The following is a 23,516-nucleotide window of genomic DNA, read 5'->3' on the forward strand; positions in this document are numbered from 1 at the left end:
AGCACGTATGATGTTACCGGATGACGACCCGTCGCACGATTACGTCATTGTCGAGCTGCAGCTTGACTAAGTATATACCAGCGGGGTAGCCAATGGTGCTGATGGTATGGCTGAATTGATCGTGTAGGCTGCCGAGGTATATATGGGTCATTTCTGCGCCCTGGGCGTTTAGCACGGTCAGTGAAAATTCGCGGGCATCTATATCTCGCACCGTTACGGTAAGCTTGCCGTTCAAGACGGGCACAGGAAATATGATCACGCGCCGATCGAGCTCGCCTTCCGATGACGTGGCCCCTTTGACCCGGATCTGAACCGGTATACGCAGGCTTTCATGTCCGCCACTGACATTAGAAACGTATACAATGGTATCATTCTGGACCGATATCATCGTAAACTCCGGCCCTGTCGCCAGGGGCGCTCCGCCATATTGATCTTTATACCAGTTATAGTCGCTGCCGCCGGTTGCAACGAGCGTGGCGTTACAGCCCGTGCAGACTTCTGTCGGCAACACCAGGGGCAGCGGTATTTGCAATACCTCGTTATAGAGCTCATCTGCTGCACTCGCCGATGCCAGGAGGTCGGTGAGATTCGATGCGCCGTGCAAGGCAAACGCTACTTTAACACTTTCTCCCTGCGCCAGGGTATAGGGACCGGCCGACACAACGTGGCTTACATCGGCGCCGGCTCCTGCCGCACCGGCTGTCGTTCGGTCGCTCGATATCGCAGTAAATTTCTCAGCGTCGGTAAAACCGTCGTATAGTCCAAACGAATTGTTATCCGGGTCGGGGGTGTTGTCGATTGCGTAATAGTTAGGGGTACCGTTCAATACCTGAATGCCTGCATGCGGCAGCGAGGAAGAAGCCTTGGAGTATACATAGCCCACACGCGTGTCAGCATCCCAACCTGCTGCATCCTGGCCACCACCCGCGCTTACGTCCCAGTCGGCAAACAGGCCTACGTAGAAGTCCGTCATGGGCGTAGCTTGCGCGTTGGTGAGGGTGTATTCTACCACTGCAAACTTGTCGTAGGGCGTACCGCGCCACACCTGGGTGCGGTAGTTCACCTGCACACGTTGCTCGCTTGTTACGTCGGTATCGGAAAAACTGCCATTGATTTCGGCGTCAGCATCTTCGCCGGGCACGGTCTTGCGGATCTGACTGGTGGACACAAAGTCCTGATCGTATAGGCTGCCTTCACCACGCACGCTGTTAAGAATGTCGCCGGCGGAGCTGCCCAGGATCAGGCCCATCTCATACAGCATCGATTTGCCATTATATGTGAAGCCTATGCCACCTTGCGAATTGACCGCATCGGCGTACCCAATGCGCCCCGCGGAGGCGATGGATGTCTTGATCTGATTTTCCTCCATCGTGCGGTACGGTAGGTTGGGCACGAAGGAAATATGCTGATAGTCCTGATAGTCGCCGTCCGAGAATGTCACCAACAAGTCGATGACCTGGCCTTCGACCAGGTTGGAATTTAGTGTCAGCTCAAACGGTGTTGCGTTATTTCGTACGGTCTTGCCGCCGGTGATCACACCCGGTGTAATCTTACCGCGGGTGATATTGACGCTGGCATCTGCCGTCGCGATCGTGATCTCCAATGTTGGTGACGTACTTTGCAGGTAATTGGTGATATCGAAATACAGTCGCGCATTGTCGCCTGGCTCGGCAACGTTACCCTCCGAGTCCAGCAGGTCGTATTTTAGCACCCGCAGCGAGGGCGACGTTCGTGTGAGCGACGCATAGATATCCAACGAGCCCATGCCCAATCTGTCTTTATACCTGGCTTCGGCGTTGACGCCTACTGTATACAAAGACTTGTCGGCCGTGACACGCAACTGCTCTCCCAACTGAGGGCCATTGTATTCGGGAAATATGCTCGCTACCAGGGCCGCGGCGCCACAGGTCATGGGCGCGGAAAAGGAGCTGCCGTCGATAGTGGTATAACCACCGCCAAAGTCGGTCGTACGTATAGCGATACCCGGTGCCGAAAGATCTATCGCTTTGTTGTAGGTATAAGCAATGACATTGTTCTCACGCAGGGCAGCCACGGAAAGAACATTGTCGTACGAGGCAGGATAAACGAACTTTTCTTCCCATCTGTTACCGCCGGCTGCCACCACCAGACACCCAAGGTCTTTGGTGACGTAGTTAATAAGGTCCTGGGATATCTGGCTGCGGGCGTACGAGCCCCACGAGCAATTGATAATCCGCGCACCTTGCCGGGCTGCATATACTATGCCCTGGAAGGTATCGGTGTCGTATTCTTTTTCGGTACTGGGCTGATTATCGGCATAGTGCTTTGTAAAAAGCAGTTTAGCATTAAACCCTACACCCGAGATGCCAATTACGTTGTTAGTCGCTGCCGCGGCTACACCGCCTACCTGCGTACCATGGCTAAACCCGACGCCCGCTTTGGGCACGGTCGGATCGTTGTCGCCGATAAAACTGGGGTCGCGTTCGCTGATACGCACCGGACCCGAGAAATCCCAGCCGCGATAGTCGTCGATATAACCATTATGATCATCATCCACCCCGTTGGGCGGATACTCTGCTTCGTTTATATATAGTTTGGGCGCCAGGTCCGGATGGCTGGTGTCTACACCCGAGTCGACAATGGCGATGATGACGTCCTCACTGCCTTGGGTAATGCCCCACGCTTCGTAAGCGCGGATGTTGGTCAGGTAATATTGGTTAACGATTTCCTCATCATTCGGATCAAACGGCGGGCCGTCCTCGTTTAGCAACCTCTGCCGGTATACCGGCTCGGCTACATCTATGTACCCCGTAGCGTAGAGCTCGTTGATAAAATCATCTACCGGCCGGTTGGGGTCAAAGGTTATTTCAAAATATTGTTGAATGTCAACGGCCGGCATAAACGCTTGTGCACGGGCGCGTTTGTTTTTTATGGTGGTATTGGGTGGAACCAGGGGGCGAATGGAACCTCCTAACGACATGCGGCCGGCGGGGTTTTGAAAAACAGCTTTGTATTCCGGGCGTACTTTCACCAGGACTTTACCCGGTATATAGTCGTCGGCGCGGATACCGGCCGGCCAGGAAAATTGCTGCACAGGTTTTACCTGTGCCCGGGACAGGACAGCGAGCGTACAGCAAAGCAAGCAAATACTTAGAATCCGCATATAGAAAGCACTAACCGACAATTACAACAATAATAGCTTCACGCTGGGAATAGTAACCTACAATCGCCTCGCTCCCCAGATTGTGACTACCCCTCTTTCAAAGATAAAGATATTCCGGTTAAGAATGGAAGGAATGCCGTAGCAGTCCTTCGCTGAAAACTAGTGTGAAAAACGGTATTCCTGAATGGTGTCGATAAAACACCGCACATTGTCCACCGCCGTGTCCGGATACAGGCCGTGACCCAGGTTGGCAATGTGTTTCTGAGGGCCAAACGCTTCCAGCATTTTAATGGTCTCGCGTTTTACATCTTGCTTAGAGCCGTACAGCGCACAGGGGTCTAGGTTGCCTTGCAGCACTTTGTTGGGCATCAGCGCCCGGGACTCGGCCACATCCATGTTCCAATCCAGGCCCACTACATGGCAGTTCAGGTTGTTCATCTGAGCGCGGGCAAAAAATGCCCCCTTGGCGAAAACAGTCTTCGGCACATCGGTGATGGCATCGCAGATGCGGGTGATATAAGGCAGTGAGAATTCTTCGTATTGCGCCGGGCTGAGAATGCCTGCCCAGGAGTCAAATACCTGGATCAGGTCAGCGCCCGCTTTCACCTGCGCCTGCAAGTATTTGATGGTGGTTTCGGTAATCATGTCCAACAGCTTGTGAGCAAAGGCGGGGTCTGCATACAACACTTTTTTAGCAGCACTGAATGTTTTGCTGCCGCGGCCTTCGATCATGTAGGAAAAGATGGTCCAGGGTGCGCCGGCGAAACCGATCAGGGGCACGCGGCCATTCAACGCGCGTTTGGTGAGTGCGATGGCGTCCAATACATATTGCAGCTCGCCAGCCTCCGCTACGTGCACCATTGCCAGGTCGGCCGGCGACGTGATCTTGTTTGGGAACACAGGTCCTTTGTTTTCCTCCATTTCATAGGACAGGCCCATGGCCTCGGGCACCACCAGGATGTCTGAAAAAATGATGGCCGCATCGACCTTTAGAATGTCTACGGGTTGAATGGTAACTTCGGTTGCGAGCTCCGGCGATTTCACCAGGGCTTTGAAATCCTTTACGGAAGCCCGCACCTGGCGGTATTCCGGCAGGATGCGTCCGGCCTGGCGCATAAGCCACACCGGTGTGCGTTCGGTCGTCAAGCCATTGGCTGCACGCAGCAGTAGATCGTTCTGAAGTGACATGTTGGCGGAGTAATTACCGCCGCAAAAGTAGAAGTATTTTTGGTTTTTACTTACGGTTGGCCAGGTATACGCCCGCGATGATGGTAATCATGCCGGCCAGGTGTCCCCACGAGAGCTTTTCGTGATCGAGCACCCCCCACAGTACGGCAACCAGGGGAATGGCATATGTCACCGAGCTGGCAAACAACGGCGTGCTTACCTTCACCAGTTTGTTAAATAAGAACATCGCCACGGCAGTACTCATCAACCCGAGCAGCACGACAAATCCAAATGCCTGCCAGGCTCCAGGTTGCGTCGTCAGCTTGGATAAAAAATCTGTAAAGCCCAACAAGTATATGATCGCCACCGGCCCTACTAACAGCAGCGCCACGCTGGTGATCGTCAACGCGCTCAGATCGGTTATCTTAAATTTGATCAGGTTGAGATTCGAACCATAGCAGAAGCAAGCCGCCACAATCAACAACGCATACAGGTTCACACCACCGATGGTACCCCCGGCGCGCGACATGCTCAACAACACTGCCCCGCCAAACCCCAGCACGATGCCGGCAATGGCCGTGGCGCTAAAGCGCTGATTAAAAAGAATGGCGCCGATAATCATGGTAAAGATGGGCGTCAACGTATTGAGTACACCGGCCACGGAGCTTTCCATGTGCGTCTGTGCCGTAGCAAAGAGAAAGGAGGGTATAAAAACGCCGAGCATGCCCGAGGCGAAGAGCTTACCGTAGTGACTACTGCTCTTTAACTCTTTCAGCCGGGTAAGTGCCAATGGCATCAGGAACAAGGACGCGGCCACCACGCGTAGTGCGCCCACTTCGTCGGGCGAGAAAACTTTCAGACCTTGTTTGATCAGAATAAAGGATGTACCCCAGATGAGCGTTAGCGTAATAAAGATCAGCAGGGCCGTGCGGCGATTAGAATCAGGCATAATAGAAGGTAGAAAGTAGGAATACGGTTTTGTTTCGCGAAAGGTTCTCCAAGTAGTAAGGAAATAAAACCTGTTTCTTGCTTTTGTTATACTTCGACCGATGCATAGGTATCGGCAACCTCGTCCAGAATTGCCATCACGTCGGCTTCGGTAGGTGCCTCCACCAAACGCATTCTAAAGGGTTTAAAATCGGGAATGCTTTTAAAGTAGTTAGTATAGTGACGACGCATTTCAAATACGCCCAATCGGTCGCCTTTCCAGCGGATGGAGAATTCGAAGTGTTTTTTGGTGGCCTGTACGCGCTCCGCCATGGTGGGCGGCGGGGCCATCTGGCCGGTGCGCAGATATTCTTTGATCTCGCGGAAGATCCATGGGTAGCCAATAGCGGCCCGGCCGATCATCACGCCATCTACACCGTATCGATTTTTATACTCCAGCGCCTTTTCGGGCGAGTCGATATCGCCGTTGCCAAAGATGGGGATATGGATGCGCGGGTTTTCTTTGATCTTGCCGATGAGTGTCCAGTCGGCTTCGCCTTTGTACATCTGCACGCGTGTGCGGCCGTGTACACTGAGGGCCTGGATGCCGATGTCTTGCAGACGCTCGGCTACTTCCAGAATGTTTTTGGTCGACTCGTCCCAGCCCAGCCGCGTTTTTACCGTTACCGGCAGCGACGTGCACTTGACGATCTCGGCGGTCATCTTCACCATCTTGGGGATGTCCTGCAGGAGGGCCGCGCCGGCACCGCGGCAGGCAACCGCTTTTACGGGGCAGCCGTAGTTAATATCGATGAGGTCGGGACGTGCGGCCGTGGCAATTTCGGCGGACTGAACCATGTTGCCAATGTCACCGCCAAACAGCTGAATGCCGATGGGGCGCTCATATTCAAAAATATCGAGTTTCTGCCGGCTTTTGGCGGCATCGCGAATCAATCCCTCCGACGAGATAAACTCCGTGTACATGAGGTCCGCCCCATTCTCCTTACACACCGCCCGAAACGGCGGATCGCTCACATCCTCCATGGGTGCAAGCAACAAAGGAAACTCTCCCAGCTCTATTTGACCGATTTTCGCCATATTAGCCCGCAAATTTAACTATAAATCATGGAGCCGGAAATAGCCCGACGTCAATCCTCGCCCTTAACTACCATCCTCTTAATGTTGGTTGCCGTACTTCTGGGTTTTCAGATTGTCGGACCGCTGATTGGCTATTTTATAGCCTTACCGTTTTATCCCGGAAGTGGCACAGAAATGATCAAGGATCTAAAAAATCCCATTGGGCATCCGGAAGTGAAAGTTCCCCTGTTTATTATGCAGGGCTGTGCTACGTTTTTTGGCCTTATTCTTATTCCCGTCATTTTGATACACATCCTGCGAAGCCGGGCGTATGCTGTTGGGTTCTTCAATGGCGCGATCTTTCCACAAACCGCATTGATCACGGTTGCATTGGTATTTGTATTCACGGGGGTGAACTCCATCTTTATCGAGTGGAACCAAAACATCAAGTTTCCGGACGGAATCGAGCAACCGCTTAAGGACCTGGAAGAAATGCTGCGCAAGCAGACGGAATTCTTAACAAAGTTTGACTCCATTGGCCAATTGATATTGGCGGTGGTCGTCGTTTCCATTCTGCCCGGCATTGGCGAGGAACTAGTATTCCGTGGCATCATCCAACGGGAGTTCTATCGGGCCACGCGCAACATTCACGTTTCCATATGGGTTTCCGCGGCCATTTTCAGTGCCATACACATACAGTTCTACGGTTTTGTGCCCCGCATGCTGCTGGGTGCGCTGTTTGGCTATCTCTATTACTGGTCGGGTAGCCTGACCATGTCCATGCTCGCCCATTTGTTTAACAACGGCATGATGGTCGTAGCGTTATATTTTTATCAGCAAGGAGCCTTGGATATCGATGTCGAAAGCACCGAAGCGGCCCCCTGGCCCATCGTTGCGATCAGTACAGCCGCGACGGGCTTGCTCGGCTTTTTATTTTGGAAGTTCTACCGCGAGCGTGGCCTGGGGCAGGCGCGTCCGGAAGATGATGCTACCACCTCGCTCTAAAGTTCCCAGGAATTTGCACTTTTGCAATCGATCTAACCACACCGCTGCGTGACCATATCTAAGTATAGTAACCTTACACAACGAATCATCACTGGCTTGCTGGGCTCTGGCGGCATCATCGCTGCCGTATGGTATAGTGAGTGGAGCTACTTTGCCGTGTTCTTCATCATCTGCCTTTTCTCGCTGCTGGAGTTCTACAAGCTTGCCGGCCTCGACGGGCTCGCCCCACAGAAGACTTTTGGCACGCTATGCGGCATCCTCATCTTTGTACTGTCGTTCTTTATTGAAAAGAATCTCCTCTCCGCGCGATATTACTTCCTCATCTTTCCGCTCATTTCGTGTGTCTACATGATCAAGCTTTACAAGAAGTTTGAGCGCAAGCCTTTCACAAATATCGCCTTTACCTTTCTTGGTATTTTTTACGTGGCGGTACCGTTCACCCTCCTCAACATCGCGGTGTTGCAAGACAGCGGATATAATTTTGAGATTATCCTAGGTTGCCTGTTCATCTTATGGGCGAGCGACACGGGTGCCTACTTTGCCGGGACGTTCTTTGGCAAGCGCAAATTGTTCGAGCGCATCTCGCCCAAAAAGTCGTGGGAAGGTTTCTTTGGCGGCGCAGCCCTTGCCATGGTCTTTGCTTTCATCATGTCGCAGTATTTGCACACACTTACTTTTACGCAGTGGATGGTCGTCGGTGTCATCATTGTTATAGGTGGTACTTTTGGTGACTTGGTTGAGTCGCTGCTGAAACGCAGCATCGAAATAAAAGACTCGGGCAGTACATTGCCGGGACACGGGGGCTTCCTCGACCGCTTTGATGGCTTGCTGATCTCGGCTCCTTTTATCGTGGCTTACCTGGAGGTATTTTGAAAGCGCTTATAGAAGTACATTACCTTCCGTCTGTTGCTTACTTCGCAGCGCTCGCACATGCGAAGAGTATCGTCCTGGAACGGCACGAACATTATGTTAAACAAACCTACCGGAACCGTTGTCATGTTAACACGTCACAAGGAGTGTCTACATTGATCGTACCCGTTACAACCAAGCACAACAAAACACTTATTACCGACATACGGATAGACTATAGTCAGAAGTGGGTAAACAATCATTGGCGAACCATCCGGTCGGCGTACGGCAATGCACCTTTCTTTGAGCATTATGCGGATGATCTTGAAAAGGTACTTTACAGCAAACACGAATTTTTATATGATCTGAACGTTCGTTTTCTGTCATTGTGTCTGAAATGGCTTAAATGGGGAATTCCTGTCACGGAAAGTCTGTCGTATGAAACAACGGCCCAATTTGACACAACTGACTTACGTTCACAGATTAACAGCAAGAAACAGGATAATTTGTCCAACTTTTTTCGTCCGAGTTCCTATACGCAAGTATTTGGCAATGCGTTTGTAGAGAACATGAGTCTTGTCGACCTAATCTTTTGTGAAGGTCCGGAAGCCGGTAGACGTGTTCAGGCTTCCGCGATGCTGAAATGAACAAATCTGATTTCCCTGGTGTTTCTTACACAGTATTAATTCTTCACAATCCGAATGGTGTTGAACTCGCAAAAAACTTTACATTTACACTAATCATCATTGACTTTCTCTCTATGGAGGCTAAATTTTCCAACCGCGTTAAAGAAGTGATTTCACTGAGCCGGGAAGAAGCATTGCGTTTAGGGCATGACTACATAGGTACTGAACATCTTATTCTGGGTATGATCCGCGAAGGCGAAGGCGTCGCGGTAGGCGTACTGAAGAAGCTGGGTGTACCGATGGATGAGCTCCGAAACGAGATTGAAAAAATTTCCAAAGGCACAGCAACGCACCAGATCAAAAACCTGGCAAACATCCCCCTCACAAAGGCGTCAGAAAAAGTGCTCAAGATCACGTACCTCGAAGCTAAAATCTTCAAGGCTCAACTGATCGGTACGGAGCATCTCTTGCTGTCGATCCTGCGTGACCATGATAACCTGGGGACCCAGATCTTAAATAAGTTTGACGTAAACTACGAGACTGTAAAAGAAATGCTGGAGTACCAAAACGAAGGTCCGATGGCTTCACAAGACACGGACGATCCGGATGACGATTCATCCAAAATCTTCGGCGGTGGCAGCCAAGGCGCCGCTGGCAAAGAGAAAAAAGGAACCGAGAAATCTCGCACGCCTGTACTCGACAACTTCGGCCGTGACCTCACCCGTCTGGCAGAAGATAACAAACTCGATCCTATCGTAGGACGCGAGAAAGAGATCGAGCGTGTGGCACAGATTCTCTCGCGTCGAAAGAAAAACAATCCGATCCTGATCGGTGAGCCCGGCGTGGGTAAGACGGCGATTGCCGAAGGCCTCGCGCTGCGCATCATCCAGAAGAAGGTATCACGCGTGCTGTTTGGCAAACGTGTTGTAACCCTCGACCTGGCATCGCTGGTGGCTGGTACCAAGTACCGCGGCCAGTTTGAAGAACGTATGAAAGCCGTCATGAACGAGCTGGAGAAATCACCCGATGTGATCCTGTTCATTGACGAGCTGCACACCATTGTGGGTGCTGGTGGCGCATCTGGTTCGCTGGATGCATCCAACATGTTTAAACCCGCCCTGGCCCGTGGTGAAATACAATGCATTGGCGCAACGACCCTGGACGAGTACCGTCAGTACATCGAGAAGGACGGAGCCTTGGCTCGCCGCTTCCAGATGGTGATGGTAGACTCTACTTCGATAGAGGAAACTATCCAGATCCTCGATAATATCAAGGAGAAATACGAGGAACACCACCACGTAATCTATACCAAAGAAGCGATCGATGCTTGCGTAAAACTTTCCGACCGCTACATCAGCGACCGGTACCTGCCGGACAAAGCGATCGATGTACTCGACGAAGCCGGTGCCCGTGTGCACATCAACAACATTCACGTGCCGGAAGACATCGTGAAGTTTGAAGAGGCTATCGAAGACGTTAAGAAGGAAAAGAACCGCGTCGTAAAAAGCCAGAAGTACGAAGAAGCCGCCCAACTGCGCGACCGCGAGAAGAAGCTGATCGAACAGCTCGACATCGCCAAAGCAAAATGGGAGGAGAAGACCCGTACTGAAAAATATACGGTAAACGAAGACAACGTGGCCGACGTGATCGCCATGATGACCGGCATTCCCACGAAGCGTATCGCGCAGAAAGAAAGCAACAAGTTGCTGAACATGGGCGAAGAGCTGGCTGGCAGAGTGATCGGTCAGGAAGAGGCCATCCGGAAGCTTGTAAAAGCCATTCAACGTACACGCGTAGGCTTGAAAGATCCGAAGAAGCCGATCGGCTCCTTTATCTTCCTGGGTCCTACCGGTGTTGGTAAAACCGAGCTTGCCAAAGTACTGGCAACGTACCTCTTCGACAAAGATGACGCCCTGGTGCGGATCGACATGAGTGAGTATATGGAGAAATTCTCCGTATCACGCCTGGTGGGCGCCCCTCCCGGCTACGTAGGCTACGAAGAAGGCGGCCAGCTGACGGAGAAAGTACGCCGCAAGCCGTACTCAGTCATATTGCTGGACGAGATCGAAAAAGCTCACCCGGATGTATTTAACATCCTGCTGCAAGTACTCGACGATGGTATTCTGACCGATGGTCTGGGCCGCCGTGTAGACTTCCGCAACACCATCATCATCATGACCTCCAACATCGGCGTGCGTGATCTGAAGGATTTCGGAACGGGCATCGGCTTCTCGACTACTGCCAAACGTGAAAGCGAAGAGGAGCACATGAAGCTGACGATTGCCAACGCGTTAAAGCGTGCCTTCAGCCCTGAGTTCCTCAACCGTCTGGACGACGTGATTGTGTTCAACACGCTGCAACGCGAGCACATCCACAAGATCATCGACCTTACACTGGCGAAGCTGTTCACCCGCATCACCCAACTGGGCTATAACGTTGAGCTAAGCGACAAAGCCAAGGACTTTATTGCGGAGAAGGGGTATGACCAACAATTTGGCGCCCGCCCGCTAAACCGAGCGATCCAGAAATACCTGGAAGACCCGGTAGCCGAAGAAATCCTCAAAGGCGAAGTCGAAGAAGGTGGTACGATCATGGCCGACTACGAAGGCAAGGGCGATCTGCTCACCATCAAAGTGAAGAAGACAAAATCTTCCTCTTCGAAAGAGAAGAAGGAGAAAGAAGAATAAGTAAAAGAAAAGGGGCGTCGAGCCCCTTTCTTTTTATCGTTCTAAAAAGGCGGTCCACGGTGGACCGCCTTTTTTATTAAGCCGAGTTACGGGCTGCGTTGATGATACCAAACATACAACGCAATACCAGCTTGCGCAGGTGTTTCTCAAACGGTTTGTCGCGGTCTTCCAGGTCGCGCAGGTTCTGTAACGCATATTGCTGAATCGTTATTAACGGTAGCACAATACGCTCGCGCAGTTTTACCGAGTCGCGGTTTACGGGTGTATTCTCCATCAGCTCTGTCAGGCCTGAAACTTCCAGGATCATTTCGCGTGAGAGCTTATACTCGTTGTGCATTTTCTTCCAGAACTCGCCAAAGTCTTTATCCTTCGCCAGGTAGGCAGTAGCCGGATAATAACACTTGGTAAGCGACATCATGCTGTTGCTTAACAGCGTGCGGAAGAATAACGATTCTTTAAAAAGAATCTTCAGCTCGCGCAGCTTGCCTTGCGACTTCAGCTCGCGTATAGCGGCGCCGACGCCATAGAAGCCGGGGATGTTCTGTTTCATCTGCGCCCACGAGCTGACAAACGGAATCGCGCGCAGGTCTTCAAACTTCAAGCTACCGGAGTTGCGCTTCACCGGGCGCGAGCCAATATTGGTCTCGCCAAAGTATACCAGTGGCGTGATCTTCTCCAGGTATGGCACAAACTTCGGGTGCTGTTTTAGCTCCCGGTAGGCCTGGTGACCTTCGTCTGCGAGCGAGTCGAGCAAAGCCTTCTCCTTCTCTTGCAGCGGATCCAGTGTTTGGAAGACTGAGTTCTCAATACCTGCCGACAGCAGTTGTTCCAGGTTGTACCGGCACGAAACCGCTTTACCAAAGTTCGAGCTGATGGTCTGCCCTTGTATGGTAATTTGTACTTCTTTGTCTTCAATGGTATCACCCAACGACGCATAAAAGTCGTGGGTATTGCCACCACCGCGTGCCGGGGGACCACCGCGTCCGTCGAAGAACACCGCGATAAATCCTTCCCCGCGTGCAATGCGGGTCAGGTTTTCTTTTGCTTTAAAGATAGACCAGTTGGCGCGTAGGTAGCCACCGTCTTTCGTACCGTCGGAGAAGCCGAGCATAATGGTCTGCTTCTTGCCCCGGCGCTCCAGGTGCTCGCGGTATTCCGGTATGCTGTACAACGTCTTCATGACGGACTCGCAGTTGGCCAGGTCTTCGATCGTCTCAAAGAGCGGCACAATGTCCAGCGTCAGTTCATCGCCTTTGCCCAATATAAGCTTCGCCAGCTGGTACACGCGGATTATATCCAGCGCTGACTGGCAGTTGCTGATCACATAGCGATGGCAGCCTTCCACCCCGTTCTGCTCTTGTATTTGGCCGATTACGCTAAAGCTTTCGATCAGCTCCGTGACAAAGTCATCGTCGAACTTGAGTGACGCCGGTTTGAAGTTGAGTGAGAGTATTGTATCGATCTTCTCTCGTTCGCTCAGCTTATCAAAGTTTTTCAGCTTCTTATGCTTCGACTGCAGCTTGGCCAGACATGCTTCCCACGCTTGCGCGTGTTTGCGGCTGTCCTGGCGGATGTCCATGCTGGCAAAGTAAAAACCGAAGATCTTTACTTTCAGGATAAAGGAGTCAAGCAGCTCCAGGAACAACCCGCGGTGATCGTTGATCAATACCTCGCGTGCCTCAAACAGATCGTTCAGCAGCTCGTCGGGGTGATGATAAATCTCGCCGTAGCCGTTGCCATAGGCAATGGGGTATACTTTGCTTTCAGCGCGGGCGATGATATGGTCTACCCCTTTAAAAGTAAGACGGCGTTTCAGCCAGCGCAGGTCGCGGTGGTAACATTTCAACAGTGTCTCCTGCAAGTGTTGTGCAACCTGGATAGTCGTCTCGTGTGTAACAAACGGGTTGCCGTCGCGGTCGCCGCCGGGCCAGAAGCCGATCTTGATCAGGTCGAAGTTATTCCACTCTTCCAGCTTTACATTCAGGCCCGTCATCACTTTGTGGACAATGCCGGGGATTACCGTGTAGAATACATTTTCCAGGAACCAGGACAAGCTGGCAGCCTCGTCAAATGGCGTGGGCTTTTCTTTATTAATAATGGCGGTCTTACCCAGCTGCCGCAGCAACAGGTTGATGTCTTCGAGACGGTTCTCGCGAATGGCCAGTTCCAGGTCGTTGATGATGGCCAATACACTGCCCGGATAGAACTGGGTAGGGTGTGCTGTCAGCACCACACGCACGCTGAAATCCTCCAGCTTTTGGCGTAGCGCTTCCTCCACGCCTTCTGATTGCGCGCGCAGCATCAAGGCCGAGAGCGTGCCCTTGCCGTGCAGGTCGTTGATCTCGTCAAAGGCAGCGTCTTCGATCGAGTCGAACAATACCACCTGACGCTCTACGTATTGAATCAGGTTGAACAGCAGGTTAAACTGCTCTTCGCGCGATGCCTGGGGGGTAAAGTCAGCAAAGAATTTCTTAATGATTGTAAGAGGGTCCTTGCCCTTTTCGAATCCGGTTTCACAGGCTTGTTGCAACAGGGGAAGCAGTGTACCGGTCCGGTAAATGCCCGTGTAGGGGAGGTTAAGAAAAAGACTGTTGTACATGTGGTACCGTGTGGACACAGTCTTGTTGAACTCACTTGCCATTAGCTAGTTTTTGAACGCCAACAAAGTTATCAAATACTGCCGTGAGGGGGGTGGAGGGTCAATATATTGCAGATTTTCTTTTCGAAAACGTTTTCGGAATAAGAAAGGGGGCAGAAAGCGGGGCACTCCTCCACTTCCTGCGCACCCTTCCGGATGGTTGCGGTTCGCGGTTTAATCGACCACTTCGCCTTTTATGGTCAACACTACCTCGCTTTGTTCCGTATTGGCAATGATGGTAACGGTCTTGTTAAAGACGCCTTTATTTGCGGCATTGTACGTGGCCTTCACAAAACCTTCACCGTTTACCGGAATCGGGTCTTTGGAGTATTCGGCTACGGTACAACCGCAAGAGGCCTTCACGGAGGTGATTACCAACGGCTCGCTTCCGGTATTGGTAAATGTAAAGGTGTGATTGACCGGCTTGTTGACTTTGATCTTACCAAAGTTGAAGGTAGTCGCTACCCAGTTAAATGCAGGTACTCCGAAAAAGTCGGTTACGCCCGTTACGTGCGCGGCACGGGTTTGGGTCAAAGCTGCCAGCGCGAAGAAAGCGCCGACGAGGATAAAAGCAGTTTTTCTCATACGTTGTGATGCGGTTTAAAAGTTTGTAAAAGTATTGCTGTTCGATCGATACAAAACTGCTCATACCGTTCGCGAAACAGTGTTAAACGCTGCCTAAAAAATGTTAATGACTTGTTAATCTAACAGCACCCGGGGAAACAATATCGTACCTTTCTGAACCGTGAGAAACTCGACTATACGCCTCATCGTCATTCTGGCCACGCTTTCGATTGTGGGCATTACGATCACCCAGATCTATTGGGTGCGCCGTGCCTTCAACCTGAAGGAAGCCGAGTTTGAGCGCTCGGTAACAACCGCCCTCTATAATGTAGCCCAGCAGGTATACGACATTAACAATACGCCCGCGCCGGCGATCAACCCGGTAAAGCAGCTCTCGTCCAACTATTTTGTCGTATCGGTCAACAATCAGCTCGACGCGCGTCTGCTGGAGTTTCTGTTACGCACCGAGTTTGAGCGGCGAAATATCATTATCGATTTTGAATACGGTGTATATGATTGTTTGAGCGAGTGTATGCTCTACGGCAATTATATACCCCTTAAGACTGCCAAGAGTAAAATTACCGACCGTAACTTGCCCGAGTGGGCCAACCATGGCTATTACTTTGGCGTGCAATTTCCCAACCGCGGCGCCCACCTGCTAAATCAAATGGGTATCTGGTCATTCTCCACCGCGGTGCTCCTGGTTGTGCTCATTTTCTTTAGCTATACTATTTTCATTATCCTCAAGCAAAAACGGTTGTCGGAGATTCAGAAGGATTTTATCAACAACATGACGCACGAGTTTAAGACACCGATCTCTACGATCGCGCTGTCGACTCAAGTCTTAAAAGATCCTGGCATTATACAGCAGCCCGAGCGGCTGCTGAACTATGCGACGATCATCGAAAAAGAAAACCTGCGCCTCAAGCAGCAAGTAGAGCGCGTACTGCAAGTAGCCCGCCTCGACAAGGGCGACATTGCCCTGCAAAAAGAAACGGTCAACGTGCACCAGGTCATTGGCGACGCCATTCACAATGCGTCGATGACCCTGCGCGAAAAGCAGGGCGCTGTCAGCACAACGTTTCACGCCACCATTCACGAGCTACAGGCCGACCGTCTACACATTACGAATGTGCTGACCAACCTGCTGGACAACGCCATCAAATATTGCCGCGATATACCACTGATTACGGTATCGACCACAGACTATAATAAAGGTGTGCTGATCGAGGTCCAGGACAACGGTATCGGCATCGGGCACGAGAATCATAAACGTGTATTTCAGAAATTTTACCGTGTTCCTACTGGCAATGTACACGACGTGAAGGGCTTTGGTTTAGGGTTAAGCTATGTGAAGACGATCGTCGAAGCCCATGATGGATATGTAACCCTGCACAGCGAGCTCGACAAGGGCAGTGTCTTCAGGGTGTTTATCCCCGCTTAACCGAACGCCAAACCGTACTGCATGATAGCCGAAAAGAAAATACTGCTTGTGGAAGATGATCCCAGCCTGGGCTTTGTCATCAAAGACAACCTGACGATGCGCGGGTACTCTGTTACGCTGTGCACGGATGGCGAAGCCGGCGAACGGTCCTTCCGGACAGGCGATTTTAATCTTTGCATTTTTGACGTCATGCTGCCGAAGAAGGACGGTTTTGCGCTGGCCCGTACCGTGCGCGAAAGCGACAAGGAAATACCCATCCTCTTCCTCACGGCCAAGTCGATGACCGTAGACAAGCTGACCGGCTTTCAAACTGGCGCCGACGATTATATCACCAAACCTTTCAACCTCGAAGAGCTACTGTACCGCATGGAAGTATTCCTGCGCCGCACCAGTGAGCCCATGCCTGCGCCCGAGCGTACTTTCTCCCTGGGCCGGTATCATTTTGATTATACGACTTACACGCTACGACTAAACGATACTGAAAAGACGCTGACACAGAAGGAGGCCGAAGTATTACAATTGCTGTATCAGCATCGTACGCGCGTGTTAAAACGCGAAGAGATCTTAAAACATGTGTGGGGAGACGACGACTACTTTATGGGCCGCAGTATGGATGTATTCATCTCCAAGCTACGCAAATACCTGAAAGAAGATCCGAGTGTTCGGATTGTAAACTACCACGGTGTGGGTTTCCGGTTGGAGTTTGAGCAATAGCTCCCGGTGTTAACCCTGGTTCCATTCGTATACCTTGTCAGCAATGCCGATCAGCAATTCAGGATCTTTTTCCAGCGCATTGCCGATCACGACCATATCTGCTCCAGCTTCCAATGCGCGCAAGGCTTTCTGACTGGTGTTGATCCCGCCGCCGACAATCAAGGGTATTTGTATTGCCTTACGCACGGTTGCGATCATCTTGGCGCTGATCTCTTTCTCCGCTCCGCTGCCTGCATCCATATACATAGCTTGCAAGCCCAACATTTCACCGGCCATGGCCGTGGCAGCCGCGAGTGAATACTTGTCGTCAGGAATGGGCATGGTGTTGCTGATATAGGCGGCCGACGTAATACGCCCGCTGTTGATCAGCATATACCCGGTTGGTATCACTTCCAGTTTTGTGTTGCGAAGGATGGGCGCCGCGACCACATGCTGGCCAATGAGCAGTTCGGGATTGCGACCAGAGATAAGCGACAAAAACAATAACGCATCCGCTGTAGGCTCGATCTGCATCGAGTTGCCCGGGAAGAGTACTACGGGGATTTTTACAAGGTCTTTGATCTGCCGCACGATCTGCGCCAGGTTACTGGTCGTGACCAGGCTGCCACCGACAAAAAAATAGTCGACGCAGTTTTCGCTGGCCAGGTTGATCAATTGCGTAAGCCGCGCGGGGTCGTCTATTTTGTCAGGGTCGACCAGCACCGCGATGGATTTCTTCCCACGCTGCCGGCGCTCGTGCAGGGACGTGAGAACACTCATTCTTTTGTTTCCTTCTTATCTTCTGCAGAAGAATGTAAATACTCGGCAAGCTTTTCTTTTGCAAGGCCCAGCAGAAAGACGGTAGCCTGGCTTGCCAGGGCTGTGCCGATCTGCGTCACGATGCCGGGCACCGCGGGCTCGTAACTCACCTCTTCGACGGGCTCGTGCCCATTGGATTGGATCACGCGTACCGGCTTGGCGTGCACGACCTTGCGGCGTCTGCTTTTGCTTTTACCACCGCCCGCCAGCTGCCGTACCAACAAGTAGGATACAGCCAACGCGCCGCCTATGACGAGCGTATTGATCACCACCTTGCTGGTGCGCTCGGAGATGAGTTTTACTTCCTCCTCCAACTGCGCACGATGTTTGGCTGATTTCTTGATCAGCTCGCTCTTCATGTCATTCGATTCCAGCAGTTCCATACGCTACTTTTTCTTTTGCTTCAAGTTTTCTGACAATCGTTTTTCCAGGGTATCACGAACAGTATCCCGGCCCAGGATCAGGGCCAGGGCCAGTATAAAATAAAATCCCGCTACCATGGCAAAGCCGCCAAAGTTGCCGAGAGACTCGCCGATCTTATAGGCTACGGCCATACTGATCAGCAGGACAACAAGCGTGACAATAAAACCGATGATAATAAACAGGGCTATCTTGGCAATGGCTTTTGCCAGGTCTTCTTTCACCTCCAGCTTCATTAGCTCGATACGCGTCTCCACATAGCCGGTGACGTTACTAATGAGGTTGTCCAGTTTCAGCATCTTCAAAATCGATTCCTTCAGCACACTGTATCCAGTTTACCGCAATATAGAGAGAAGATTGGAATTAAAGATCGCTATTGAGGCTCAAACTTCAGCAGCTTTTCGCGCACCACGGCGCTGTCGGGCGTAACTAATTCCTCGTGTTGGAGTAGAATTTTATGCGCCGCACTGTAATAATAACGGTGGTCGGAACGGGCTTGGCTGCCTTCCACGTAGTGCTGTTTGTACACATAAACGGAGTCGAACGAAATATCTGCCAGTGCCATATGCGACAACACCTGGTCAATGCACACACGGTACTTGCCTTGCCCATCCTCGCCGTCCCAGCAGAACCCGGGCCGGTTAAACAAGAACATCTGGTCGCCGACAAAGAGGGTGGCGTTCTTCACATATACCGGGTAGATAAGGGAAGGCTCCTGGTCGGTGATCGTCTCGGCATTGCCTTCATATCGTACCCACTCGCCGCTCTGCGTGCGTTTGTTCATTTGCGTTACCACACGATAATATACTTTCGGTTCGCCGGGGGCCGTGGCGGCGTACGTCAGGTGCAGACTCTCGGTCGCATCGCGGTTGAAGTAGATCAGCGAGAAGGGTATAAAGAAGAAAGTGAGTAACAAGTATACAAAGCCTACCAATCGATACTTCAGCGTAAGCTTACCCAAGCCGCTGGCGAGTTCCATCGGCAACCGGCGCAACACGGGAATGGGGAAGAACAGCAGAACACCGATAAAGTTGAACAGGAAGTGCGCAATGGCGATGCTGATCGCGCTCGATGTATTGGCATTAAGCGCTGCCGCAATAAATGCTGTAATGGTTGTACCCACGTTGGCACCCATAATAAACGGAGCCGCCTGGCGCAGTGTAGCGATCTTCTTCGCGACAATAGGCACCACCACCGAAGTAGTAATAGTACTCGAACGAATGGCTGCCGTGGTCAGCAGGCCCCAGCCAAACGACTTGAGCTGGCTCTTGAAAAAGAAGCGGCTGAACACTTCGGGGGACTTGGCCTTGAGCAGATCCGAGATCAGCTTGCGGAAGATCAGGATGGAACAGAACAGCATGATCACCGCCAGCAAGGCCAGCACAAACGGACTGGGTATCAGGTCAGACAACCCCCGCACCACCGGTCCGAAGAGGCTCGATATCGGCTTGATGGTCTCCTCCACGGGACGGGCCGTTGGCGTAAAGAAACGTTTGGCCAGCCAATCGGAGATGCCCGATAGAAAACCGTAGTAATACTCCAACGGGAAGAGTACCACGGTCGTCAGAATATTAAAGAAGTCGTGATACGTACCTGCCGCTACCGCACGCTTAAATTCCTTGCGGCGGTTGATGAAGCCCAACGCCACGATCGTACTCGTAATGGTTGTACCGATGTTGGCGCCCATGATGATGGGAATGGCATTCTGCAGGGTAATCGCGCCCGAGGCTACCAGGGCAACCACCAGCGAGGTGGTGGTGGAGCTGCTTTGCAGCATAGCCGTTACCAGCAAACCGATAAACAGTGCGGTGAAGGGGTTCGCCGTGGCCAACAGAATGGTCTCAGTAACGTTGCGGCTGAGATGCTGCAACGATGACACCATCAGGTCGAGGGCAAAGAGGAAAAGCACCAACGCGCCGATAATGGACAGTACGATCCAGACGTTGTCACGAATCTTTTTTCCAGGATCAGTCGGTAGCGCAGTTTCCAAAGAGTTGTTTACAGTAGGTGTAAAAATACATTGTGGCGCAGGTATCTATACTGTGTCGCCCCAATAATTAATATAGTTTTAACATACACGCACGCCTGGCGGCCTTAGCCTGCCAGTTCGTTTACGGCCATCCAGGCCATTAAGCCGGGACCAATGGCCAGGGCGTCTTCATCAATGTTAAAGGTGGGCGTGTGCACGTACGAGGTAAGGCCCTTCGCATCGTTTCGTGTACCCAGCCGGTAGAATGACGCCGGAATCACCTGTGAGTAGTAGGCAAAGTCTTCCGCCCCCAGGGTAATGTCGATGTCGTGTACATTTTCCTGGCCCACATAGGCCTCGGCCGCTACCCGCAACCGGCGGGTAAGTTCAGGGTTGTTTTCCAGGTATGGATAACCGTGAGAGATCTCTACCTCGCACCGTCCGCCCATGCCTTCCGCCAGGCTCTCGGCCATTTTCTGGATCTTCTGCAAGCCCGACGCGCGCCACGTTTCATTCATGGCCCGGAAGGTACCGGCGATCCGTACTTCATCGGGAATAATATTTGTCGCTCCCTTGCCCACGATGTCTCCGAAAGTGAGTACGGTAGGTTGCTTGGGGCTGGCGTTGCGACTGATGATTTGCTGCAGGGCAATGATGATATGCGAGGCAATCACGATCGGGTCTATGGCCAGTTCCGGCGCGGCACCGTGGCCTCCCTTGCCAATCACCCGCAGGTAAATCTCGTCGGCACTTGCCATATACATACCTTCGCGAAAGCCGATCTTACCGGCTGGCAGCAGGGGGAATACGTGTTGCCCAATGATGCCGACCGGCCGGGGATTTTCCAGCGCACCATCGCGAATCATATAGGAAGCTCCTCCGGGATTTTTCTCTTCCCCCGGCTGGAACAAAAAACGTACGGTACCTTCAAACTGATCTTTTACCTCGTTCAGAATGCGGGCTGTGCCCAGCAGTGAAGAAGTGTGTACATCGTGTCCGCAGGCGTGCATCACCCCCGGGTTGGTGGATTTATAAGGCACGTCGTTTGCTTCTACGATGGGTAGCGCATCCATGTCGGCGCGCAGGGCGATGGTCTTGCGTGTAGGGTTCTTACCCGCTACTTCGGCCACCAGGCCGGTACCCGCCATGCGGGTAATGTTGGTAATGCCAAACGAGCGTAGTTGTTCCTCCACGTACTTCACCGTGTTTACTTCCTGATAGGAGAGCTCCGGGTTGGCGTGTATGTGACGGCGGATGGCTACGGTTTTGGCACTGTGCGCTTGCGACAGTGATTTTATTTTTTCAAGGAGACTCATGGTTTCTAATCGTGCTTCCAAAAGTAACGCTACCCGGTCAGATTGAAAAAGAATATCCTTTATTCTGCATGCCGACTGAATTGATGATTTTTTTCGCTTTTGGAGAGTATTTGTTAGGGTTTCCGGGCATTTCTTTGTCTGGTATGATATGACCCGCCAACCGGGCGTCAAACCCTTGATCAAACATTCTTTGTGAATACAAACTTATCCTCGCATATTCGGACCTTTCATTTCAAAAAATTCTAACCTTAATGTACCTACGCACAAACATTTTCGCGGCGTTCACGATGCTGTCGTGCTCAGTGGCCTTCGCCCAGCAGCGCGACGGAATGGAAACGCTGAAGCTCGACGACATGTCGGCATTCAAAACCCAGGCGGGTAACTGGCAGATCGTCGGCGACGTGGTCATTGACCGCACCGTTGACGTACACCACGAAGACGCCGCCCCGGCCGCCGAGACCGGCAAAAAGAAAAAGGGCAAGAAAGAAGAAGTTGCGACCGTTGCTCCCCAAGCGGTACGCTTTACTGCCGGCAAAGGCATCTTGTTGAACCTGAACGACAACACTAAAAAGGATAACCTCGTCACCAACTTCGAGCACGGCGACATTGAATTGTCCCTGGAAGTTATGCTTCCCAAAGGCTCCAACTCGGGTTTATACCTGCAAGGACGCTACGAAGTCCAGCTGTTTGACAGTTGGGGAGCAAAGAGCGCCAAGTACTCCGACATTGGCGGCATCTACCGTAACTGGGAGAACGAACCCGGCAAAATATACCTTGGCAAAGCCCCGCTCAGCAACCCCTCTAAGGCTCCCGGCTTGTGGCAGACGCTGAAAATCTCTTTCCGTGCGCCGAAGTTCGATACCAATGGTAAGAAAATTGCTAACGCTCGTTTTGTATCCGTTGAATTGAACGGCGTTAAAATACATGACAACGTAGAAGTGCCGCTGCCCACCGGTGGCCCCGTTGAAAACAACGAGACGGCCAAGGGTCCCATCATGATCCAAGGCGACCACGGTGCCGTGGCCTTCCGCAACGTCCGCTACAAACTGATGAAAGAAGGTACTGCGTCTGTTAGCGACGTCGCTTTCAAAGCCTACAAAGGCAATTTCAAAGCTGTATCAGAATTCGCCACTGCCAAACCGGTAAAGACCGGCACTTCGCCGTCACTGACGTGCGATGTACTGGACGACGAGAATGGCTACGGTATTGTCTATACCGGTAAAGTTACGGTACCGGCCGACGGCAAATACACTTTCCGTCTGGGCTATACCGGTGGCGTTGTATTTACTGTAAATGACGAAACCCTTGTTGACGTGCAACGCCCCGATGCCGGCGGCTGGGACGAAGGTTCCATCACGCTGAAGGCTGGTTCGTATCCTTTTGTGATTGCCAACTTCAAGGATGCATCGTGGATGCCCCCGCGCCTTGGCCTGACCGTACAAACGGATGGCACGTATCCTGTGACCCTAAATGCCTATAACTCGTTTCCGCCGGACGACGAACCCACCACTCCGATCCTGATCGCTGTCGGGTCACAGCCTAAACTGCTCCGTGCCTTTATCAACTTCGATGGCCGTCGCAGCAAGCGCCTCACCCACACCATCGGCGTAGGCGAACCTGGCGGCATTAACTATGTATACGACCTGGGCTCGGGCAACCTGGCCGCTGTCTGGCGCGGTGACTTCGTAGACGCTACTCCTATGTGGCATGACCGTGGCGACGGTTCGTTCCGTCCGCTGGGTGCTGTACAATATTTGTTCATTGGCCAGCCGCTGGCTTTCCTGCCTGGTGCGAATGACGCCTTCCCCGAAACAGCCAACGAGTATCGCTCAAAAGGATATACCGTAGACCCTGCCACGGGCCGCCCGGTATTTAAGTACCTGTACAAGGGCCTGGAAGTAAGCGACAAAGTATACCCCGAAGACAACGAGCGTATCCTCACGCACGAAGTGACGATTAAAGATCGCGGTACTCAAACCGGTTTATATTACAAGCTGGCGGAAGGCAGCAGTATCCTGTCGTTGCCCGACGGCAGCTATGCCATCAACGACAAGCAGTACTATGTAAAACCTACGGGACAGGCTACCATCCGTGAAGTTGGCGGTAGGAAAGAGCTGGTTGTACCTGTAACCGGTAACACGGTAAAATATTCTGTCATTTGGTAAATCGCACG

Annotated in this window: 18 protein-coding genes; 7 read left to right on the top strand and 11 right to left on the bottom strand. The window is 52.0% G+C overall.

The window, feature by feature from the left end; translation table 11 throughout:
- Positions 1–13: 13 nt before the first annotated feature.
- The 4 genes from K7P01_RS11200 to dusB all read right to left on the bottom strand — a co-directional run bounded on the left by K7P01_RS11200 (position 14) and on the right by dusB (position 6,334).
- A complete protein-coding gene (locus K7P01_RS11200; protein WP_267292951.1) occupies positions 14–3,073 on the bottom strand; it encodes a S8 family serine peptidase in 3,060 nt (1,019 codons plus the stop codon).
- A 228-nt stretch (positions 3,074–3,301) separates the two neighbouring features.
- Positions 3,302–4,330: a uroporphyrinogen decarboxylase gene (gene hemE, locus K7P01_RS11205; RefSeq protein WP_267292953.1), complete on the bottom strand. Its 1,029-nt coding sequence runs from the start codon at positions 4,328–4,330 to the stop codon at positions 3,302–3,304.
- A gap of 46 nt (positions 4,331–4,376) precedes the next feature.
- The gene (locus tag K7P01_RS11210; RefSeq protein WP_267292955.1) at positions 4,377–5,258 is read right to left on the bottom strand and encodes a DMT family transporter; all 882 of its coding nucleotides are present in this window, start codon (positions 5,256–5,258) and stop codon (positions 4,377–4,379) included.
- 86 nt (positions 5,259–5,344) lie between these two features.
- Complete coding sequence (dusB, locus tag K7P01_RS11215) at positions 5,345–6,334, bottom strand: tRNA dihydrouridine synthase DusB (RefSeq protein WP_267292957.1); 990 nt, start codon at positions 6,332–6,334, stop codon at positions 5,345–5,347.
- Between the two features lie 27 nt (positions 6,335–6,361).
- Here dusB and K7P01_RS11220 point away from each other — a divergent pair, with 27 nt between their 5' ends.
- From K7P01_RS11220 to K7P01_RS11235, 4 genes are all read left to right on the top strand, one after another.
- Positions 6,362–7,318 (top strand): CPBP family intramembrane glutamic endopeptidase, encoded by a 957-nt coding sequence (locus K7P01_RS11220; protein ID WP_267292959.1) that lies wholly within the window; start codon positions 6,362–6,364, stop codon positions 7,316–7,318.
- A 54-nt stretch (positions 7,319–7,372) separates the two neighbouring features.
- Positions 7,373–8,191, top strand: a complete 819-nt coding sequence (locus K7P01_RS11225; protein WP_267295320.1) for a phosphatidate cytidylyltransferase — start codon at positions 7,373–7,375, stop codon at positions 8,189–8,191.
- Positions 8,188–8,814: a WbqC family protein gene (locus K7P01_RS11230; protein WP_267292961.1), complete on the top strand. Its 627-nt coding sequence runs from the start codon at positions 8,188–8,190 to the stop codon at positions 8,812–8,814. Before K7P01_RS11225 ends, K7P01_RS11230 begins: the two co-directional genes overlap by 4 nt.
- A gap of 113 nt (positions 8,815–8,927) precedes the next feature.
- The gene (locus K7P01_RS11235; RefSeq protein WP_267292963.1) at positions 8,928–11,480 is read left to right on the top strand and encodes an ATP-dependent Clp protease ATP-binding subunit; all 2,553 of its coding nucleotides are present in this window, start codon (positions 8,928–8,930) and stop codon (positions 11,478–11,480) included.
- A 76-nt stretch (positions 11,481–11,556) separates the two neighbouring features.
- Here K7P01_RS11235 and K7P01_RS11240 read toward each other — a convergent pair whose 3' ends face one another.
- Positions 11,557–14,121: a phosphoenolpyruvate carboxylase gene (locus K7P01_RS11240; protein ID WP_267292965.1), complete on the bottom strand. Its 2,565-nt coding sequence runs from the start codon at positions 14,119–14,121 to the stop codon at positions 11,557–11,559.
- A gap of 171 nt (positions 14,122–14,292) precedes the next feature.
- Positions 14,293–14,703: a DUF1573 domain-containing protein gene (locus tag K7P01_RS11245; RefSeq protein ID WP_267292967.1), complete on the bottom strand. Its 411-nt coding sequence runs from the start codon at positions 14,701–14,703 to the stop codon at positions 14,293–14,295.
- A gap of 160 nt (positions 14,704–14,863) precedes the next feature.
- Between K7P01_RS11245 and K7P01_RS11250 the strand changes: the two genes are divergently transcribed.
- Together K7P01_RS11250 and K7P01_RS11255 are read left to right on the top strand one after the other, a co-directional pair.
- Positions 14,864–16,126 (top strand): sensor histidine kinase, encoded by a 1,263-nt coding sequence (locus tag K7P01_RS11250; RefSeq protein WP_267292969.1) that lies wholly within the window; start codon positions 14,864–14,866, stop codon positions 16,124–16,126.
- A gap of 21 nt (positions 16,127–16,147) precedes the next feature.
- Complete coding sequence (locus tag K7P01_RS11255; RefSeq protein ID WP_267292971.1) at positions 16,148–16,840, top strand: response regulator transcription factor; 693 nt, start codon at positions 16,148–16,150, stop codon at positions 16,838–16,840.
- A 9-nt stretch (positions 16,841–16,849) separates the two neighbouring features.
- Here K7P01_RS11255 and K7P01_RS11260 read toward each other — a convergent pair whose 3' ends face one another.
- The 5 genes from K7P01_RS11260 to K7P01_RS11280 form a co-directional block, all read right to left on the bottom strand.
- Positions 16,850–17,599 carry a geranylgeranylglyceryl/heptaprenylglyceryl phosphate synthase gene (locus K7P01_RS11260; RefSeq protein ID WP_267292973.1) on the bottom strand — a complete coding sequence of 250 codons (750 nt, stop codon included), beginning with the start codon at positions 17,597–17,599 and terminating at the stop codon, positions 16,850–16,852.
- On the bottom strand, positions 17,596–18,021 hold the full coding sequence (locus tag K7P01_RS11265; protein WP_267292974.1) for a hypothetical protein: 426 nt from the start codon (positions 18,019–18,021) through the stop codon (positions 17,596–17,598). Before K7P01_RS11265 ends, K7P01_RS11260 begins: the two co-directional genes overlap by 4 nt.
- A 3-nt stretch (positions 18,022–18,024) precedes the next feature.
- Positions 18,025–18,381, bottom strand: coding sequence for a phage holin family protein (locus tag K7P01_RS11270; protein WP_267292976.1), 357 nt, complete (start codon positions 18,379–18,381; stop codon positions 18,025–18,027).
- A gap of 50 nt (positions 18,382–18,431) precedes the next feature.
- Positions 18,432–20,048, bottom strand: a complete 1,617-nt coding sequence (locus K7P01_RS11275) for a Na/Pi symporter (protein WP_267292978.1) — start codon at positions 20,046–20,048, stop codon at positions 18,432–18,434.
- Positions 20,049–20,152: 104 nt separating this feature from the next.
- Entirely contained in the window at positions 20,153–21,343 is a 1,191-nt protein-coding gene (locus tag K7P01_RS11280; protein ID WP_267292980.1) for a M20 metallopeptidase family protein, read from the bottom strand.
- Between the two features lie 251 nt (positions 21,344–21,594).
- Between K7P01_RS11280 and K7P01_RS11285 the strand changes: the two genes are divergently transcribed.
- Positions 21,595–23,508: a family 16 glycoside hydrolase gene (locus K7P01_RS11285; RefSeq protein ID WP_267292982.1), complete on the top strand. Its 1,914-nt coding sequence runs from the start codon at positions 21,595–21,597 to the stop codon at positions 23,506–23,508.
- Positions 23,509–23,516: the final 8 nt, after the last annotated feature.

Source organism: Parachryseolinea silvisoli, assembly GCF_021190955.1.
GTDB classification, from domain to species: Bacteria; Bacteroidota; Bacteroidia; order Cytophagales; family Cyclobacteriaceae; genus Ohtaekwangia; species Ohtaekwangia silvisoli.

Bases quoted from the DNA above. Each gene is read 5' to 3' on its own strand.
- K7P01_RS11220 (WP_267292959.1), top strand. From the start codon at position 6,362: ATGGAGCCGGAAATAGCCCGACGTCAATCCTCGCCCTTAACTACCATC.
- K7P01_RS11280 (WP_267292980.1), bottom strand. From the start codon at position 21,343: ATGAGTCTCCTTGAAAAAATAAAATCACTGTCGCAAGCGCACAGTGCC.
- K7P01_RS11260 (WP_267292973.1), bottom strand. From the start codon at position 17,599: ATGAGTGTTCTCACGTCCCTGCACGAGCGCCGGCAGCGTGGGAAGAAA.
- dusB (WP_267292957.1), bottom strand. From the start codon at position 6,334: ATGGCGAAAATCGGTCAAATAGAGCTGGGAGAGTTTCCTTTGTTGCTT.
- K7P01_RS11265 (WP_267292974.1), bottom strand. From the start codon at position 18,021: ATGGAACTGCTGGAATCGAATGACATGAAGAGCGAGCTGATCAAGAAA.
- K7P01_RS11245 (WP_267292967.1), bottom strand. From the start codon at position 14,703: ATGAGAAAAACTGCTTTTATCCTCGTCGGCGCTTTCTTCGCGCTGGCA.
- K7P01_RS11285 (WP_267292982.1), top strand. From the start codon at position 21,595: ATGTACCTACGCACAAACATTTTCGCGGCGTTCACGATGCTGTCGTGC.
- K7P01_RS11240 (WP_267292965.1), bottom strand. From the start codon at position 14,121: ATGGCAAGTGAGTTCAACAAGACTGTGTCCACACGGTACCACATGTAC.
- hemE (WP_267292953.1), bottom strand. From the start codon at position 4,330: ATGTCACTTCAGAACGATCTACTGCTGCGTGCAGCCAATGGCTTGACG.
- K7P01_RS11255 (WP_267292971.1), top strand. From the start codon at position 16,148: ATGATAGCCGAAAAGAAAATACTGCTTGTGGAAGATGATCCCAGCCTG.
- K7P01_RS11235 (WP_267292963.1), top strand. From the start codon at position 8,928: ATGGAGGCTAAATTTTCCAACCGCGTTAAAGAAGTGATTTCACTGAGC.
- K7P01_RS11210 (WP_267292955.1), bottom strand. From the start codon at position 5,258: ATGCCTGATTCTAATCGCCGCACGGCCCTGCTGATCTTTATTACGCTA.